Origin of the sequence: Pseudoalteromonas sp. A22 (assembly GCF_018141345.1) — a bacterium.
Taxonomy (GTDB): domain Bacteria; phylum Pseudomonadota; class Gammaproteobacteria; order Enterobacterales; family Alteromonadaceae; genus Pseudoalteromonas; species Pseudoalteromonas maricaloris.
Genome location: NZ_CP047238.1, coordinates 1,285,449 through 1,303,519, shown reverse-complemented (window position 1 = coordinate 1,303,519; position 18,071 = coordinate 1,285,449). Strand labels below are relative to the sequence as shown.

The window sequence follows — 18,071 nt, the reverse complement described above, 5'->3', positions numbered from 1 at the left end:
ATCGTTACAAAAGTACATACGTGGTATAGCTCAGCACTAAGGTGCTGAGCCAAGTCATAGCTAAATGCTGTGGACTTTTTAATGCACTTAACACTAAAAGTGGTAGAAAGACATAAGGTAATAGGCTCACCGCACTCAGTCCTAATAACATATAGACAGGCACTGAAAAACAGACGGCAGCCGTCAGCACAATAATCCAGATACTCTGCTTTGCCGATTGCAGCTTATCTATACTCAACCAATATGCAGTGCGGTCGTAGACTTCAGGTTTGAGATCAATGGCAAGACTCGACCACCATAATAGATTTAAAGTCACCAGACCTGGAACGTAATTTGCCATCAGATCGGGGCGCTCTGCACTTAAGATCGCGCCAAACCATAGCACCAACACACTCATCACAATGCGCCAAAGCAACACAAAATAGTGGTTGTAAGCAAAGCTCAGCCAAAATGTCGTCAACCCTTTAACCATTACCGATAACGTCACTTTACGCGGTAGCAAAGCAGCACAGCCAAACACTATTAGGTTTACAGCAATCAAATACCAAGTAATTTCGACAACAGCAAAACTGATAATAGCTGTTATCAATAACCCAATACTGGTCCCCAAGGGTCGATAAATAAAACAAAGGGCAATGAAGAATTGCGTCACCGCAAAAAACAGTAAGTGCCACGCTTGCGTGATTTTCTCAATTCCAATCGAGTAGCAGAGAATTAGCGTCATCAATAATAAGGGATGAACAACCAGTACGGACAACCCATCCGCCACTTTTTGATGGATGGCACGATGGAGGATCGTGTGATGGTAACTTCTGTGCGCTTTGTCCAAAACCGCATCTCGAAACACAAATAGAATAAAGCTTTGCGCCGCAAGTAATCCCCATGCAATTTGTACCTGTGCAATGGGATTATCACTTTCTACAATTTTACCTATACCCATAAATAGTATTGCGATAAAACCTAACAGATAAACTTGAAACAATGCAGCTATCATCAAGCCAAATTGCTGAAGTTGCTGGCCTATCGCTTGCAGCGATAGGGAAAGTGATGCCTTTCTGTAACGATAGTAATAAAGCATATTAACTACCCTGCTTTGATGTTAAGGGAACAGAATGAAATCCAACTTGTAAAAAAGGTTCAGGCTCATGACTTGTCATCAGCACCATGCCAGCGTAGTTTTGCGCGAGCTCAACGATATACTCGCAGCCTGCCGCGTCCAAAGCCGCAGTAGGCTCATCGAGCAATAAATAAGGGGTATTACGCATCAAGGCATTAATAAGCTGAAGCTTCTTTTTGTTACCAGAGGAGAGATCCGCATAGCGCGTCATTAAAAAGGTTTCAAACTGAAAGTCGTTTACCAGCTGAGAAGGAAAATCACATTGCCATGCGGTTGATGTGAGAGTTAATAACTCTTTTGCACGCAAAAAAGCAGGAAATGGAATGTTGTCTGACGCAAGTGCAACAAGTGTTTGGCGTTTATCGATTTTCTTGTCTTGTAAAAGAATGTCGCCATTGAACGCATCATCAAGTCCAGCAATCATACTCAGTAAGGTGGTTTTCCCTACGCCATTCGGTGCCGCTAAACAAATCCTATTATGGTCAAACTGTTGTGAATAATTGTCAAACAGTACCTCTTTGGAGAAGCTTTTACTTAGAGATTTTATCGTTATCATTTTGCTCTACACTATAAATCCAAATAGAGATTTATATTTATGTTTAAAAATGTAGTTGTCATAAAACTTAACTTATTACAAAAGCTAATATTTATCACCTAGTTAGAAAGTAAAATGGCGTATTTTACGTACCTTATTTTGTAACAAAGCCTTACACACTACATTTTTTAACATCTTATAAACATCATTAAGTAACCTTTCATTTTTCCATCCTATACTCTTGCTCCGAAATCGCTTGAATAACGACCTATGTTCAAAATATTGATAAAGGAGATCAACTATGAACTTTCGTATCCTAACTGCAGCCACCCTATCCCTATTAGCGGTTGCATGTTCGTCTGAAGATGTCGAGACCGCTAACTTCGGTTCTGACATCTATAAAAACCAATATAACTTGGTTAATGCCACCGATTATGAAATTGCATTTCACCTTGCTAACACTGAGCTAGACGGTGATGAACGAAATGTCGCTGACGATAAATATCGCGTCAAAGTACTAGCTTCCGGTTCAGAACCCGTACGCATAACACACGAACATAACACCAACCGTGAAATCAGTTTTTATGCTGAGTCAGTCAACAAGCTTGGCATGGTAGAACAAGAAAAAATTAAGGTAAGTAATGACCGAGATTATCACTTTGTTGTAATGCAGGATAGCAACGATACCTTAGATATAAAGGTGGTTAGAAAGTCTAAAGATGATCACGATAATAAATTTACCGTACGAGTATTAGCTTCCAAAACAATGACATTAAATATTAACGGTTCAGACGTTGAATTTGATAAAGGAGAAGTCAGTAGCTGGTATCAAGTGGATGACTGTAATCAAGATATTATGATGGGTGATGAGGTTATAAGTCTTTGCAATGCATCACTAGACCGCTCTTACTTACTCGTCGTCGGTGAAACTGGATTAATGAGCACCGTTTTAGAATACTAATTAATCATCGCTTTTGAGGCTGCCGATATTCCGGCAACCTCAACGGTTAGCCGTCTAGATTTATATTTATAACGCATTTTTTATTCACAAAAAATTCAACTTTCTGCCGAAATAAGTCAATTCTATTCATTTTCAGATCCGACCATACAAAATAGTGACATTTGTCATAAGTCAGTTTTATTAAACTTTCCACGCGCAATAAAAATAGAGTTTTAGCTTTAAAAATCAATTAATTCTTTATATCTCATAGAGATAAAAAATAGCTATTAACAACTCCATATTGCAATCATTTTATAACATTTCAATTATGTTAACGTTAGATTTAATTAACATTAAAATGTCAAATTTTTCGTGTTGACACCCTGAAAACTCGGGCTTAACCTAGCCGCCGTTCTTAAAACACAACAATCAAAAAATCACATTTAATATTTTTTATTTACAAATAAAATAATCTTGTAACAAAGATAGCGACAATAGTATCGCGACAAAGCCGACCAAGTTAACGGATTGGCACACACGGGACGTTGGTTAAGTAGTACTCGCCTCTAACAAGTATGATTGGGTTTTCTAAACAGTTTCCCGTCATACAAAAATATAAGCATTGTGAAAATCACAATCGGATTCATTATTTTAGTCAGAGTAGGAAAGTCATGAACCAGTACAACACAGAAAAGGAAGCAATTCAGGTCGAGAAAAAGCTCGGTAGTATTGTTTTCATCTCGCAAGATCAATCACTTTCTCTGGAGTCAGTGCAAGATTACGCAGCTCAGCCCTTATCCAAAGTAAAATTGGACGAGTTGGCACTAAAAGCTAGAATCGAGCAAAACCGTCAATACCTGGACAATAAATTAGCAAATCAAGAAGATATATACGGCGTGACGACTGGTTTTGGTAACTCAGCAAGTAACCGTATTTCGACTTCTCTCTCTGAAGAATTACAACAAAACCTCATTGCTTATCATGGCTGTGGCGTTGGTGACTACCTTTCAGAGTCTGATTGTGCCGCGACTTTATTGATCCGTATGAACTGTAATGCCAAAGGCTTTTCAGGCGTTAGTTGGGAATTGCTGGCGCAGATGGAAACCTTCCTAAACAACCGCATCATCCCGGCTATCCCTTCTATGGGTTCAGTAGGTGCGAGCGGCGACTTAACACCACTTTCTTATGTCGGTGCCGCACTTGGTGGTAAGCGTAAGGTGTACTATCAAGGACAACTGCGTGAAACCGCTGAAGTATTAGAAGAGCTAAACATTGCGCCATACAAGCTAAAGCCGAAAGAAGGTTTAGCTATCATGAATGGTACTTCGGTTATGTCTGCCATCGCCACGAATGCGCTAAAAGACATCCGCCGCGGCATTGATTTAAGCTGCAAACTGATCGCGCTTTATGTCGAACTTATCGAAGGTCGTGCATCGCCATTCCATAAACGCGTACACGAACTTAAACCACACCGCGGACAGCAGATCTGCGCAGAGAAAATTCTAGAGCGCTTAACTAACGTCGATCAGCGTTTAGGTCGCAGAAACCGAACCGATGACAACATTGAGTTTGGCAAGCAAGAAACGTTCAGGTTACAAGATAGCTATTCAATTCGCTGCTCTCCGCAAGTGTTAGGTCCATTAATTGATGCTGAGATGTGGGCATCACAGATCCTAACGACTGAAATTAACTCAGTGAACGATAACCCACTATTTGATGATGAGAACGACCTTATCCTCAACGCGGGTCACTTCTACGGTGGTCACGTTGCAGCGGTGTGCGACACCCTCAAGCCACTCGTTGCAAACATGGGCGCGTTACTAGAGCGTGAATTAGGCATTTTGGTTGATGATCGCCTTAACGGTGGAATTTCTAACAACTTGGTTGCGCGTGAAGATCTTGGCGACAAAGCTTGGGTACACCACGGTTTCAAAGCAATGCAAATTACCTCTTCTTCTCTTGTTGCAGAAGCACTTAAAAATGCAGGCCCTATGTCAGTATTTTCACGCACAACAGAAGCACTTAACCAAGACATCGTCAGCATGGGCACTATCGCCGCACGTGACCTTCGTCGTATTACAGATCTCATTAAGCCAGTTATTGCTATTCAGGCAATGGCGATCCGCCAGGCATTTTATGTTGACGGGAAAGATGCGAAAGCAGAGAAACTCAACGCACTTTCTCGCGAGTTTTTCGACGAAATTAGCAGCAACTTCCAACCAGTCATTGAAGATAGGCCGATGGATGTCGAAATCAACAATATGGTTAACGCCCTGTTTAATGAGCAGTAACCCTCTCTAAGTCATTTTTGAGATGACGATAACGCTATAGCTGGCAGCTTCACTGCCGCCAGCTAGGGCTTGTTGTTGCTCAAAAACCGCTAATGAGACGTAAACTACACACCAGAGAAACTAAAAAGGATATAAAAATGAGTAGCTTAGAATCAATAACACAATTTATTAAACAAGACATCATTGTCGACAATTTAGAAGTGGTAGATAGCATTGATGAAATCGAAGATGATGCTCAACTTATCGGTGACGGTCTAGATCTAGACAGCATCGAGGTGCTCGATCTTGTGGTATCTATCGAGAAAAAATACAACCTTAAGTTCAAAGATTACCCAGAACAAACCATTCAAGAAAAAATGAAAAACGTCAGTACCTTAGCTAGCTTTGTTCACGAACAAGTTGAAGCACAAACAACAGCTGAAGCTTGTTGATCTGACCGTAACCATTTTCGCTTGGAAGGACACCATGCAAACATACAGTGCCATTCGTTCAACACTCATGCAACTGATTGAAGCTGAGTTAGAAGTAGATAAAGAACAACTAGACGTACTAAGTGACGACGCCAATTTAATTGAGGCGCCACTGTTTCTCGACTCGGTCGACCTTATGCAGTTATCTGCTGCATGTAAAAAAGCGTTCCAATTAAAAGACTTGGGCGAATTGAGCACTGTAACTTTGGCGACACTAACACGCCAAATAGCGTTAAACTTAACGCAACAAAAACAAGCAACACCCTTGGAGACTTGGGCAGATCAAGTCACCTCTCTCAACGAGACCGATTTACTAGCACTGATACAGCGTAGTCTAGAGTGTGAGATCAACGGTCAGGCTCGCCTTATCAAAGACAGCACGCCCTGCGATATCATTGTGAGCACTATGGTGTTATTAGCACACAATATCACTCCGGTATTAAGTGCTAATGCGGCCGCGAACGCCAATGCGTTTAGCTGGCGAGAGCTCACGCTTGCCAATCAAGAGGTAGAAGTTCCGTTTCATTCCATGACGGCATTTTTACAACAGCATAGCGATAAGACAATTGGCTTTGAAACGTCAGGCAGCACAGGCAAGCCACAAACTTGGCATAAGTCCATCGCCTCACTCCATGCAGAAGCCGTCACCTTTGCTGACACTTTCTCGTTTGACGCAGTAGATTATTTTTGTGCTTGCGTTGATATCCGCCACATGTTCGGCTTTATTTGGGCATTTATGCTCCCTCTGCAGCTTGGCAAACCGGTGTGTTATGAACTCGGTTCAACACCGGATTTACAACCTGTAAAAGACAAACAGGTAGGTGTGATCTTAACGCCAACTATGTTTGACTTTGTGGCCGATCAGTTAAATCAAAACCACTGTTACTTAATAAGCTCAGGTGCACCATTCAAGGGTGAGAAAGAGCAAAAACTTGCCGACCTTATTTCTTACCTATCACTTTCAATACAAGCTTTTGAGGTACTAGGAAGCACTGAGACCGGCGGTATCGGCTATCGTCCATTAGGCAACAACGAAACGCACTTTACTAAGTTCACTGCGGTCGATATTTATCAAAATGGCGAACACAAAACCATGTTGAGATCACCGTTTTTAGTGGCTAATTGTGATGAGTTTGAGCTCAAAGATAAGCTGATTTTCAGCAATGAAAACCAATTCACACACGGTGGGCGCGCAGACCAAATATTTAAATATGCAGGTAAACGCTACTCGCTACAAAGTATAGAAAAAATCCTCCAAGAACGCTTTGTGGGACTTCGCCATCGCGTGTTTTTTATCGAGGACAATAACAATAATAAAGGGGGCGAGCTGGTCGCCTTTGTCGAAGGACTATCTTGCATCCCTACACTTCAGGACATCAGAAGTTGGTTTAAAGATTTACCCACGCCGCAGGTTCATTTTTTGGCGCAATTTCCAGAAAACGAGCTCGGCAAAATCACCCTCTCGGCACTACAGGAATGCGTACATGAATAATAAACAACAAACTTTCATTACTGGTTATGGTGTGCTCTGTGCAGCAGGCGAAAATCGCCAAATGCTGCTAACTAGCATCAAGGAAAACCGCACTGGTATTGACCGCATTAATCGTTTCGACACACAGGGACTAACACACAATGTTGGGGCGCTCGCTATCAACTACGAGAATCACAGCGCAGAACATTTTGATATGGATCTGGCGAGCCAATACGCTATCCATGCCGTTACAGAAGCACTTGAACATGCAAATTTAGCCTTAAATCAGATGGACAGTACCCGTGTGGCATTTATTCTCGGTAATGCAAACTGCGGTATGTTTTCATTGATGGAGAGCCTTAAAGGTCAGCATCAACTGGGGTTTAAGTTTTATCCACCACATCAAATTGCAACCGATGTCAGCCGCCACTTCGGTATTCAGGGCCCTGTAATGACTTTCACCTCGGCCTGTACCGCAAGTAGCAGTGCCATTGCTTTTGCTAAACAACTCATCGAAAACGACCAAGCAGATGTCGTCATTGCTGGCGGTGCGGATGCCCTGAGCGAGCTGGTTTACGGCGGCTTTCAGTCGGTACAGTCCTTGAGTCCTGAGCCTTGTGCTCCGTACAGCGAAAAAATGGGATTAAGTTTAGGTGAAGGCGCAGGTTTTTTAGTCTTTGAATCGCAAACACATGCCAATCAGCGTAACGCAACGCTGCGATATCAATTGCTCGCGACAGGGTCGAGCTTAGATGCTCACCACGCTACAGCGCCTAACCCCGAGGGCGATGGTGTACGCCGTGCTTTTACGCAGACATTGTCCTATGCGCCCGTTGTAGCAAGTGATATTGAATATATCAACAGCCACGGGACTGGTACGCCAGCAAATGATGGCGCAGAGCTAAAAGGGATCCAATCAGCCATTGGTGAACAGGCCATGCGCGACGTCTCGGTTTCAAGTAGTAAATCTTACTTTGGTCATACCCTTGGTGCCGCTGGTGCCGTAGAACTTATTTCAACTTTGGTCAGCCAGGATGAAGGACTTCTACCAGCAACACTGGGGGTCGACTCAATAAGGTCGTGTTGCCATGCGTATCAATTAGTGACCAATCAGGCCAGACCTCAGGTTGTTGATGTTTTTGCGGTGACTAACTCAGCATTTGGTGGCCACAACACCAGCATGCTACTCAGTAAACATCAGAAAACGTCGATTAACACGGCGTCAAAACCGGTGTATCTACTTGCTGCCACCAGCCTGTCTGATACTGAAGTATACAATGCTCGACAAAATAGCACCGACCACTTTGCTGAATTTAACTTAAAACAGCAGTTTCCCGCACTTTTCCAGCGCCGTACACCGTGTGTTGCACAATTTGCCTTAGGTGCCTGCCAATTTACCTTACAAGACAGCGATCTCAATTTAGCACAATTACCACTGCCAGAATTCGCAGCCTACTATGCTAATCCCATTGGCTCGCTGGAAACCTTAGATAAAAACCTCGCATCATTTCAAGATGGCATTGCAGAGCTAAAAAGTACGCATTTCCCCAATACCGTCGTCAATGCCACATTAGGGCAACTGGCACTCGGCTTCGGCTTTAAAAACTCGGCCACTTGTGTGAGTGATTTAGGCAATGACTTTCTACATGCGCTTTGGAGCGCAACTCTTGATATGCGTGAAGGTCGAAGTCGATATGCGATGGTATGTAGCTCGCAAGACGACACAGCACTCTCGCAGCAGGTCTGGGCTGCACATCAATTCCAAGCAGATATCGGTCATTTTTCCAGTGCGGCGCTCTTGGCAACCAGCGAGGTGTTACCGGCAGGCTACCAACCTCTCGCAGAGCTCATTGATTTTATTCAAATCAATGATGCGCAGGAACATCAAGCACTAGACAGATTATTGGCAAGCAATGCTAGGAAGCTAAGCCAAGTGGGCAATGTCGTGTTAAGTACTCATCACGACGAAGCGTTTGCCACCATTGCAGCAAGCTTGGACAGCCATTTACCACAGGCTCAACTTATAAAATATCAACCACAAACCACGCCTCTACACAGTACAGAATTAGCAGTGCGTGCGCTAATGCATGCACTCAACACCCCAGTTGGTGATACCGAGTTAGATCAAACCCTACTCCTAAGCGTTAATCTCGCGGGAAGTATGACGGGATGTATTTTACGAACAGTAAGGAAATAAGATGACGACCGTGATCGAAGTGAAGAACTTAAGGAAGGTCTACAAAAGAACACGAAAAGTTGCCGTCGATGACGTCTCTTTTAGCGTTAGCGAAGGCGAATGTTTTGGACTCCTTGGGCCCAATGGCGCCGGAAAAACTACGACGTTGGAAATACTTCAGGGCTTGCGTAGTGCAACGTCAGGTGAAGTGACGTTATTTGGTCTTAATTGGAAGCAACACGAAACCAAACTTCGCAGCCTTATGGGTGGCGTGATGCAACACAATAACCTCTACGAAAAACTCAAAGTAAAAGAGTGCGTCGAGCTATTTGCCAGCTTTTACCCAAGCTACACGCCAATTGATACGCTGCTTGAGCGCTTCAATTTAAGCGAGAAAAAGGACGCTTGGCTAAGCGAACTCAGTGGTGGACAAAAGCAACGCGTATTTTTGGCGATGGCAGTGGTTGGCCAGCCCAAGTTGGTGTTTTTAGATGAGCCAACTACGGGACTTGACCCCACGAGTCGCCAAGAGTTTTGGCACATCATTAAAGACCTCAAAGAAGCCGGTACCTGTGTGATGTTAACGACGCACTACATGGATGAGGCAGAGTTCTTATGCGACAACTTAGCCATCATTAATTCAGGTCAAATCATAGAGTCAGGCGCGCCAAGCGACATTATTAATCGCACCTTTGAGACTCCGGTGATTAAAGAACCCAGAAAAGCCACACTCAACGACGTATTTTTGAAACTCACAGGTTCCACGATGGAGAGGGAAAGTTATGCCTGAGTTAAGTCAAACTAAGTTATATCCATTTTGGCAATTAATGATGGTCAATATTCGACCTTTTTTCCGTGATAAAGCGGTATTGCTATGGACATTCGGTTTACCTATTTTCATCGCCCTATTGTTGATCCAAGCCTTCTCCGGTGGACCAAAAATGTCTCCTATGAATGTGGTGGTGATGCATGGCGAGCAAATTGAACAGAAATGGCTTAAAGCGATGGAGGAAGATCCACTCGTTACCGTTACCCGCCTCTCACAAACCGATTCAATTGTGCTGGAAGACAGCTTTGCTTCTGCTCAGCTGGCGGAGGTGATCAGCTCACCAGACTCAGTGCTACGTAAGCTGCAAAATGAGGTGAGCCCTGAAGTTTACCTTGCCCCCAACGCTATGTTTTCTACTCATAACTCCGATGAATCGTTAATGGCACGTAACTATCTATTGCGTCTTAAAGCGCAAGCTAACGGCGAAGAGATGCGGAGCAATGTCATTAGCGTCAAAGGTTATCGTTACACTGACTGGTTGATCCCTGGGATCATCGTGTTACAAGTTCTTGGTTTAGCACTGGTGTCGATTGCCAACAGCTTAGTGTCCGACAGACAAAACGGCTTTTTTAAACGTCTACGCCTTTCTCCTTTCAAACGCCGTGATTATATCATTGGGATCGTGCTTGCACGCTTGTTCTTACTGGTGTTCCAAATGCTGATTCTGTTCGTCGCATTTCACTTTTTATTTGGTTACACGCTGCAAGGAAACGTGCTGGATATCGTTGCGGTAATGGCACTCGGTTCATTTTGTATCTGTATGCTCGGCGTGTTAGTCGGCGCCCGTAGCCAACGGGTTGAAGTCTCATCAGGGATAGCTAACTTACTTTACTTTCCATTGATGTTCTTATCGGGCATTTATTTCGACACTGCTAACTTTCCCACTCTACTGCGAGAAATAGTTTCGTTACTGCCAACCACTGCGTTTTTGGATGCACTGCGCTTAGTCGCAAACCAAGGCGTTGAACTGGCTGCGGTAAGTCGTCAACTGATTATTTTAGGCGTCACTAGCGTGGTGTTCTTCCTCATCGTTTACTTCTGCTTTGACTGGGGAGATGAAAAATCATGATCACCGATAACTTGCCGCATAAGGCACCATTTAAGTTTGCCGACAAGATAATCGAACACTCTCCAGGAGAGATGATTGTTGGATTGAAGTTCGTCTCGCATAACGAGCCAGGCCTGCAAGGACATTTTCCGGATGAGCCTATTTTCCCTGGTGTGTTAATCATTGAGACCATGGCGCAGATCAGCGGCTTGTGCTGCAACAACACGCACAAAGGGGGCATGCTGTCTTCCATAGAAAAAGCCAAATTTAGTCGTCCTGTTCGCCCTGGCGAAATCATTAAAGTAACGGCAAAACTAGAAACTGAATTTGGTGCGATGGCGCGCTTTAAAGCACAAGCACACGTTGAAGATGAGTTGGTTGCCAAAGCCGAACTCACGATTGTTTACACGGATTAAGGAACTTGGTTGTGTTTACTGGAAAGACAGTAGTAGTGACTGGCGTATCCAAAGGGATAGGCAAAGGCATCGCACTCGCCTTTTTGCAAGGTGGTGCTCGAGTATACGGTATTTGTCGCACACAAACCCCCATCGCGGAGTTACACAAACCTGAGTATCAAGCTCGCTTCACTCAACAAAGCGGCAATATTACCGACAGCGAGTTCGTCAACTCCGCTATTCGCCAAGCGATAAGCGACACAGGTCGGGTTGATGTGTTAGTGAATAACGCTGGGATCACGAATGATAGCTTGTTCTCTCAGATGTCGTACGACGCTTTTCATAACGTGTTAGATATCAACTTCAAGGGTACATTGCTGTGTTGCCAAGCGGTATTACCAGTCATGACTAAGCAAGGTGCAGGCAAGATTATCAACATGGTGTCGCAAAGCGGAATAAGCGGACGTGAAGGCCAAGCCAACTACGCGACCTCAAAAGGCGCAATTATTGGCCTCACTCGGACTATTGCACGGCAATATGGTCACTGTGGTATTTACTGTAATGCACTCGCTCCGACGTTTATTGCAACTGATATGATTGATGATATCCCCGCAAGCATTATCAACCCAGTGCTTAAGCATACCGCACTAGGTCGTGTTGGGAGCGTCAAAGAAATTGCTGATGCCACGCTATATCTCGCTTCTAGCGCCTCTAACTACCAAACGGGAAATGTGCTTCGTTTGGATGGAGGGCTTGCGGTATGAATGCTCAAGCGTTTATTTTACTTTATCCAACAAGTGAGTTTGATAGCCACTTCGTTACCCATTTGCTGTCGCAAAAACATCCGTTACTCCTTATCAATGCAAGTGCTGAGGTGCTCGCGCATAATCCAGAAGCAAGCCATATCCACCTTAACGCTCCCCTCTCGGAGTTAAATACCACTACATTACTAGATTGGTTTGAACTCAATAATAATCAGCAAGAAGTGATGGTACTGCATTGTGCCAATCGCCTTGATGAAAGCAATCTACTCGAAGACATTGCCGTTGGCGAGCAAGTGATTGCACGTCTAGAAAGCGCATTTGCGGCACTCAGAGTTATCGCCGACAACCTCAGAGTGAGTGGTGGAAACCTCGTCTTTTTAACGCAATCAGACACCTTAAATTACGAGTTAGAAGCCACCGCCAGTGTCTGTAACCACGCTCATAATGCATTGATGATGACGCTCGCACGCGAGTATCAAGGTAGCAAGCTGGCAGTTAACAGTTTTGTGTTACCGCTACTGGCTACCGATAGCAAAGCCGCAAGAATCCAAAAGCGCAATCTAAAAGGAGGCGTACTGGGTGCACGACCTGCGGTATACAGCTATCAAGACTTGGTGGAATACCTAGTCAACTTTATGAAAACCAACACCATGCTCACCGGTCAATCCATCGCATTCACACCAACGCTGGAGCTCAAACTATGATGCCGGTTGACTTATACTGTTTCCATCACGCAGGTGGCTCTTCTTTGTTTTTTAGGGAATGGGCCAAACATTTACCTGCGCATTGGCAACTCCACGGCATCGACTTACCGGGCCGTGGTACTAAAGCAGGTATGCAATCTTTACGGGACTGGGATGAGGCACTTAGTCATCTAAGTAGTAGCACGCAACTTCAGCCGCGTAGTGAGCGGCTGTGCGTGTTTTTTGGTCACAGCCTTGGCGGGATGGTGGCTTATAAGCTTGCCGATCATCTTGCTAAACACGCACTGACAACACCGGATTTACTCTGTCTATCTGGGTGCCGCGCGCCAAGCATTCCCTCGGCTACCCAGTACTCAAAATTGACTGACTCGGACTTGCTCACGACTTTATATCATCTCGACATGCTGCCTAAACATCGTTTAACGAAGGACGTAGAAGCGGTTGTGGCCGCTATGTTTAAAGACGACTTTATGTTAGCCGAGCAACCCGTCAGTACAGACATCACGTTAACGATGCCGGTCGAACTGATCCTCGCCACACAAGATCACTTGGTTAAGCCTGAGTCACACCAAGCTTGGTCTGAGTACTGCGAGAACTATTTTCAATACCATCATGTCGATGGCGGTCATATGTATTTACAACAACGCCCAACGCTGGCGTGTGAGGTGATTGTCGCCGCTGTAGCGCGACACCTAGCACGCTTGCAGCAAACAAAATACCAAAAAGCAAACTGGCAAAAGCCGTTGTGTTAAGGCGAAAAAACAAGGATCACGCAATGAACTCACAGTCCAATTCCGCCAATTTCAAGTCTCTGACAACGAGGCAACTTCACGTATGGCAAGCCCAACAGCTTGATTTGGCAAATCCAGTATATAACATCGCTTGCGCGGTACAGTTTACCGGCGGGCTCACAGCCGAGGCACTAGAGCAAGCCTTGGTGTTGCTATTTGCAAGGCACCCAGTTTTATCGAGTCGTATTGATGAGGCTCAAGGCGAACCACAACTCGAATTATTAGCCAGTGCCCCTAAGTTATTAGCCGTGCCTGATGAAATTGCCGCTTTTAGTGACTCCGTCACCGCCAAAACCTTAATTGAGCAAGCTATCGATATCACTAAAGAGACCTTTCAATTCTACGCTTGTAGCTCAGAAACTCGGTTGCTATTGACCATCAAAGGGCATCACATCAACTGTGACCAGTGGGCATTGCAAGTACTAATGAGCGATTTACTCGCATGTGTAGAAGCGGTGCTTGATAATTCTGAACTTGATCTCGCCCCCCTTGATTATCAAGTGATGTTTGAAGAAAAGCCTGAGCGTGCAGCAACTTCACAACAGAGCGAACTCTATCCTATCGATTTTTACCAGAGTAATACTGAGGCACTCGCGCACCATTATGAGGGCATCGCGTTTCGTGAAGAAAACCCAGAGGCACTCAAACAAGTAAAACAGGTGGCCTCTCAAGCTGGCGTCACGAGTTTTAGCGTCGTGCTTGCCAGCGTCTTTTTGACTTTATTTCATACCACTGGGCAAACCGATTTGACCATAGGGATCCCGATGGCTCGCCGCACCCGTAAAACCCGCGCGATCTTAGGTCATTATTCAGACGTTGAAACGGTTTCTATTTGCGATATTGAGCAGTACACAGGCGCATCGCTTATCAGTGAAGTCAGTAACCAGCTTACCCAATTACTGCTGTCAGGAAATAATAATAAAGACGCTGCAAAGCATATTAATGTCACCTGTAACTACTTAGCCAAGCTAAAAAGCAATGGTATTCGTCCAGGGATCACCCCGTTGATGATTGGTCGCCAAGGGTACGAACTTGCTTTGGGCACAGCGGGAGATACCATTATCAAAGGGGTATCCATTGAGCCTGGTGTTTCACAATTTGATATCGAATTTACGCATTTTGAAACCGAAGGTGGCCTTTGTCGTAAAGTAGTCGCCGCTAAGTCTGTCTTTTCTCGCGTGGCAATGACACGGATCACCGATATTCAGGCGCGCTTTATTGAATTACTTACCCACTCTAGCGACCTTAATATCGCCGAACTGCCTGTACTGGATGAAGAAGAGCAAAAGCTTATCTTGGCGCGCAGCAATCAAGATAATGAAACGTTCTTTTCCGACACCACGTTAAATCACTGGTTTGAACAAGCGGTAAGTAAGCACCCAGATCAAATCGCGCTACAAACCCAAACACAATCTATCGATTATAAAACCCTTAATGCCAGAGCCAACGCCCTGGCCTTGCATTTACGGGAGCAATATCAGTCTCGGTATCAACAACCCCTCACTGCCGATACGTTAATTGCGCTGTACATGCAGCCTTCTATCGAGATGCTGATTGCAATTCTTGCTGTCACTAAAGCGGGGGCGGCTTATGTGCCGCTGTCTCCCGACCATGCCAGCGAGCGAACAACCTTTATTCTAAGTGATACCAACCCAAGCCTATTGATTGTCGACGAGCAAGAGTATGCCACTGCACAAGACAAATGCCGTTTGGCGGAGGTGGCTTGCCCACTAGTTACACCACTCAATGCCCAGCAACAAAGCGACACAGCCCCTGTCATCAGCCAATCACCGCAGGATTTGGTATACATCATTTATACCTCAGGTACGACAGGCCAACCAAAAGGCGTGATGCAAACTCATGAAAACGTCGCTCGATTATTCACGGCAACGGAGCAAGATTATGGCTTTGACCATCACGATACTTGGGTGCTTTACCATGCCTATACTTTTGACTTTAGCGTATGGGAAATGTGGGGCGCCCTACTTTATGGCGGTAAACTCTGTATTCCTGACAACAGCCTGATCCGCGATTTTGAGGCCTTTGCAGACTACTGCTCAGACAATCAAGTGACTGTGCTTAATCAGACTCCTGCCGCATTCTATGAATTTAGTGCAGCGGCACTAAGCGCAAAATTGAATTTTGACAAATTGAGGTATGTGATTTTCGGCGGTGACAAACTCAACCCCGAAATGCTCAACCCTTGGTGGAACTGCTACGGCGATGAACAGCCGCTATTGGTCAACATGTATGGGATCACTGAAACCACGGTGCATGTCACCTATAAAGCACTCACGCAACAATCAAGTTCTAAAGCCTCTCATATCGGTAGACCCATATTAGATATGAAAGCGTACGTGCTAAATTCCAAATTGCAGTTGGTCGAACCCGGCGCCTGCGGTGAGTTATATATTGGCGGTGCAGGTCTTGCTCGTGGTTATTTAAACCGCGAAGCGCTCAGTCAAGAACGCTTTATTAGCAGCCCATATGCAAGCGAACAAGATATTCAACAAGGACGAGCCAGACTGTATAAAACCGGTGACTTGGCAAGACGCCTACCGGATGGTGAGTTGGAGTATATCGGTCGTAACGATAATCAGGTGAAGATCCGTGGCTACCGTATTGAACTGGGTGAAATCGAAAGCGTGATAAACCAACTGCCAGAAGTTGCCCAAGCGGTGGTTATCGACCGTACCCTACAAAGTGTTCCCTACCTAGCCGCTTATATCAAGTTTAAGCCACAACATTACGGCCAAACTGCCCAAGTGAAAGCCCATGTGAGTCAAGCGCTACCCAGTTATATGCAGCCAAAAACGTGGACTGAGCTTGCGGAAATACCTTTGACTGGCAACGGTAAATTAGACCGTAAAGCGTTGCCAGAGCCTGAACTGGTAAGCCAAAGCGAATATGTGGCGCCGCAAGACGAAACGGAAGCGCAACTGTGTGAAGCATTTAAAACTTTGCTTGGTGTTGAGCAAGTGAGCACCAAAGATGATTTCTTTGCTATCGGTGGTGATTCTATTCTCACGATTCAACTCGTTGCTTTGCTCAGAAAACAAGGCATTGAACTACAAGTAAAAGATATCTTTGATTGTCCAACTGCAGCGGCGTTAAGTCAGCGTATTGTTAGCGTACAAGCGACTCAACGAGAGATAACACAAGAGCAAGGCCTGCTGAGCGGACGCTTTGATCTACTGCCAATTCAACAATGGTTTTTCAATAAAGCACTACCGGAGGAGAATCATTGGAATCAGGCATTTGCAATCAGGATCCCAAGCGGCTTTAGCCAAACTCAATTACAAGAGGCGCTACACAGTTTAAGTGATCAACATGATATGTTGCGCACAACCTTTATGGAATTTGAAGGCCATATTACGCAAGAATATAACGATGTGAGTACGATGGCACCACTCAAGGTCCTTAACGGCAAGTCGCACGATGTACAAGCAGAGCTCAACGCGCGACAAAGCCAGTTCGATATTTGTAATGGCCCACTTTGGCAAGTTACACATATCGAAGCATTTTGTGAAGACTACGACCTGCTTCACTTTGCACTTCACCACTTAATCATCGATGCGGTTTCTTGGCGGATCATCGCGCAAGATCTGCAAACCCTTTTAGCACAAGGAGAGTTGCTGAGTAAACGCACCAGCTATCGACAGTGGGTAGAAATGATGCAAGCGTACCCGGCAGCACACCCGCAAGAAATGGCATTTTGGCAGCGTTTAGCAACCAACTTACCAAGCTATCCGCCAAGCATGGCTGCAACACCGTCAACCGCTTGGTTAGAGTTAGACGCGCAAACCACGGCCCGCTTAATACGTGACGCGAATGCTGGCTTCAATACGCAAGGTGAAGAGTTACTACTGGCAGCTTTGTGCCAAGCATTGAGTAAAACCTTTAAGCAAACTCAGCATGCTATCACGTTGGAAAGTCATGGTCGTGAAATGTGGCGTGATGATGCTGATATCAACCAAACAATTGGCTGGTTCACTTGCTTGTACCCGCTACGCCTGACTCAACAAGCGACACTAAGCGACACCATTATTGATGCCAAAGAAGCGCTACGCCAGATCCCAAATAAAGGTCTTGGTTTTGGTAGTGCACAACTGCAAGACACCAGCTTAACGTTGCCAAGTATCAGCTTTAACTACCTGGGCCAAATGGGTGGGCAAAGCGATGCGCTTTGGCAGATAGACAACCAACTGCAAACCGAGACAAGTTCTGCACAAAACGGATCGGATCTGATCCTCGATATCAATGCGCTAGTTCAGGGCGAACAACTCAGGATCAAAGTGGATTCATTACTAGATGGCAATCTTACCGATGCCTTCGCTACTCACTTAACACAAGCGCTGCATGATGTATTGGATACGGCGCTCGAGGCGAAAAAGCGCGGCGGTGTAAGCACCCCTAGCGACTTTGGCGCGGGCTCACTTTCTCAGGATCAACTAGCTGCACTGCAATCTCAGTTAAGTGAAACACAACTAGAACAAACCACGACTCAGTCTGAAAAAACACAAGAATTAGAGATTTAAAC

General features: G+C 45.0%; 14 protein-coding genes. 12 read left to right on the top strand and 2 right to left on the bottom strand.

The features are described from left to right. Positions 1-4: 4 nt before the first annotated feature. Positions 5-1,078 carry a DUF6136 family protein gene (locus GSF04_RS10670; protein WP_211859513.1) on the bottom strand — a complete coding sequence of 358 codons (1,074 nt, stop codon included), beginning with the start codon at positions 1,076-1,078 and terminating at the stop codon, positions 5-7. 1 nt (position 1,079) lies between these two features. Next, complete coding sequence (locus GSF04_RS10665) at positions 1,080-1,673, bottom strand: ATP-binding cassette domain-containing protein (protein ID WP_211859512.1); 594 nt, start codon at positions 1,671-1,673, stop codon at positions 1,080-1,082. Between the two features lie 280 nt (positions 1,674-1,953). On the opposite strand from GSF04_RS10665, the gene GSF04_RS10660 reads away from it, so the two are divergent. The 12 genes from GSF04_RS10660 (at position 1,954) to GSF04_RS10605 (ending at position 18,069) form a co-directional block, all read left to right on the top strand. Beyond that, positions 1,954-2,613 carry a hypothetical protein gene (locus GSF04_RS10660; protein ID WP_010606260.1) on the top strand — a complete coding sequence of 220 codons (660 nt, stop codon included), beginning with the start codon at positions 1,954-1,956 and terminating at the stop codon, positions 2,611-2,613. Between the two features lie 650 nt (positions 2,614-3,263). Beyond that, a complete protein-coding gene (locus GSF04_RS10655; RefSeq protein WP_010606259.1) occupies positions 3,264-4,883 on the top strand; it encodes an aromatic amino acid ammonia-lyase in 1,620 nt (539 codons plus the stop codon). A gap of 137 nt (positions 4,884-5,020) precedes the next feature. Further along, positions 5,021-5,314 (top strand): phosphopantetheine-binding protein, encoded by a 294-nt coding sequence (locus GSF04_RS10650; RefSeq protein WP_010369398.1) that lies wholly within the window; start codon positions 5,021-5,023, stop codon positions 5,312-5,314. A gap of 34 nt (positions 5,315-5,348) precedes the next feature. Next, positions 5,349-6,845 carry an AMP-binding protein gene (locus GSF04_RS10645; protein ID WP_211859511.1) on the top strand — a complete coding sequence of 499 codons (1,497 nt, stop codon included), beginning with the start codon at positions 5,349-5,351 and terminating at the stop codon, positions 6,843-6,845. Beyond that, entirely contained in the window at positions 6,838-9,021 is a 2,184-nt protein-coding gene (locus GSF04_RS10640; RefSeq protein ID WP_211859510.1) for a beta-ketoacyl-[acyl-carrier-protein] synthase family protein, read from the top strand. The genes GSF04_RS10645 and GSF04_RS10640 overlap by 8 nt, the downstream gene beginning before the upstream one ends. A 1-nt stretch (position 9,022) precedes the next feature. Then, positions 9,023-9,790, top strand: a complete 768-nt coding sequence (locus tag GSF04_RS10635; RefSeq protein WP_010369407.1) for an ABC transporter ATP-binding protein — start codon at positions 9,023-9,025, stop codon at positions 9,788-9,790. Next, positions 9,783-10,898 (top strand): ABC transporter permease, encoded by a 1,116-nt coding sequence (locus GSF04_RS10630; protein ID WP_211859509.1) that lies wholly within the window; start codon positions 9,783-9,785, stop codon positions 10,896-10,898. Before GSF04_RS10635 ends, GSF04_RS10630 begins: the two co-directional genes overlap by 8 nt. Further along, on the top strand, positions 10,895-11,293 hold the full coding sequence (fabZ, locus tag GSF04_RS10625; RefSeq protein WP_010369411.1) for a 3-hydroxyacyl-ACP dehydratase FabZ: 399 nt from the start codon (positions 10,895-10,897) through the stop codon (positions 11,291-11,293). The genes GSF04_RS10630 and fabZ overlap by 4 nt, the downstream gene beginning before the upstream one ends. 11 nt (positions 11,294-11,304) lie before the next feature. Then, positions 11,305-12,036, top strand: coding sequence for an SDR family oxidoreductase (locus GSF04_RS10620; protein WP_039496061.1), 732 nt, complete (start codon positions 11,305-11,307; stop codon positions 12,034-12,036). Further along, complete coding sequence (locus GSF04_RS10615; RefSeq protein WP_039496059.1) at positions 12,033-12,740, top strand: hypothetical protein; 708 nt, start codon at positions 12,033-12,035, stop codon at positions 12,738-12,740. The genes GSF04_RS10620 and GSF04_RS10615 overlap by 4 nt, the downstream gene beginning before the upstream one ends. Next, a complete protein-coding gene (locus GSF04_RS10610) occupies positions 12,737-13,492 on the top strand; it encodes an alpha/beta fold hydrolase (protein ID WP_102056427.1) in 756 nt (251 codons plus the stop codon). The genes GSF04_RS10615 and GSF04_RS10610 overlap by 4 nt, the downstream gene beginning before the upstream one ends. Before the next feature lie 23 nt (positions 13,493-13,515). After that, entirely contained in the window at positions 13,516-18,069 is a 4,554-nt protein-coding gene (locus GSF04_RS10605) for a non-ribosomal peptide synthetase (RefSeq protein WP_211859508.1), read from the top strand. Positions 18,070-18,071: the final 2 nt, after the last annotated feature.

Bases quoted from the DNA above. Each gene is read 5' to 3' on its own strand.
- GSF04_RS10670 (WP_211859513.1), bottom strand. From the start codon at position 1,078: ATGCTTTATTACTATCGTTACAGAAAGGCATCACTTTCCCTATCGCTG.
- GSF04_RS10665 (WP_211859512.1), bottom strand. From the start codon at position 1,673: ATGATAACGATAAAATCTCTAAGTAAAAGCTTCTCCAAAGAGGTACTG.
- GSF04_RS10660 (WP_010606260.1), top strand. From the start codon at position 1,954: ATGAACTTTCGTATCCTAACTGCAGCCACCCTATCCCTATTAGCGGTT.
- GSF04_RS10655 (WP_010606259.1), top strand. From the start codon at position 3,264: ATGAACCAGTACAACACAGAAAAGGAAGCAATTCAGGTCGAGAAAAAG.
- GSF04_RS10650 (WP_010369398.1), top strand. From the start codon at position 5,021: ATGAGTAGCTTAGAATCAATAACACAATTTATTAAACAAGACATCATT.
- GSF04_RS10645 (WP_211859511.1), top strand. From the start codon at position 5,349: ATGCAAACATACAGTGCCATTCGTTCAACACTCATGCAACTGATTGAA.
- GSF04_RS10640 (WP_211859510.1), top strand. From the start codon at position 6,838: ATGAATAATAAACAACAAACTTTCATTACTGGTTATGGTGTGCTCTGT.
- GSF04_RS10635 (WP_010369407.1), top strand. From the start codon at position 9,023: ATGACGACCGTGATCGAAGTGAAGAACTTAAGGAAGGTCTACAAAAGA.
- GSF04_RS10630 (WP_211859509.1), top strand. From the start codon at position 9,783: ATGCCTGAGTTAAGTCAAACTAAGTTATATCCATTTTGGCAATTAATG.
- fabZ (WP_010369411.1), top strand. From the start codon at position 10,895: ATGATCACCGATAACTTGCCGCATAAGGCACCATTTAAGTTTGCCGAC.
- GSF04_RS10615 (WP_039496059.1), top strand. From the start codon at position 12,033: ATGAATGCTCAAGCGTTTATTTTACTTTATCCAACAAGTGAGTTTGAT.
- GSF04_RS10610 (WP_102056427.1), top strand. From the start codon at position 12,737: ATGATGCCGGTTGACTTATACTGTTTCCATCACGCAGGTGGCTCTTCT.
- GSF04_RS10605 (WP_211859508.1), top strand. From the start codon at position 13,516: ATGAACTCACAGTCCAATTCCGCCAATTTCAAGTCTCTGACAACGAGG.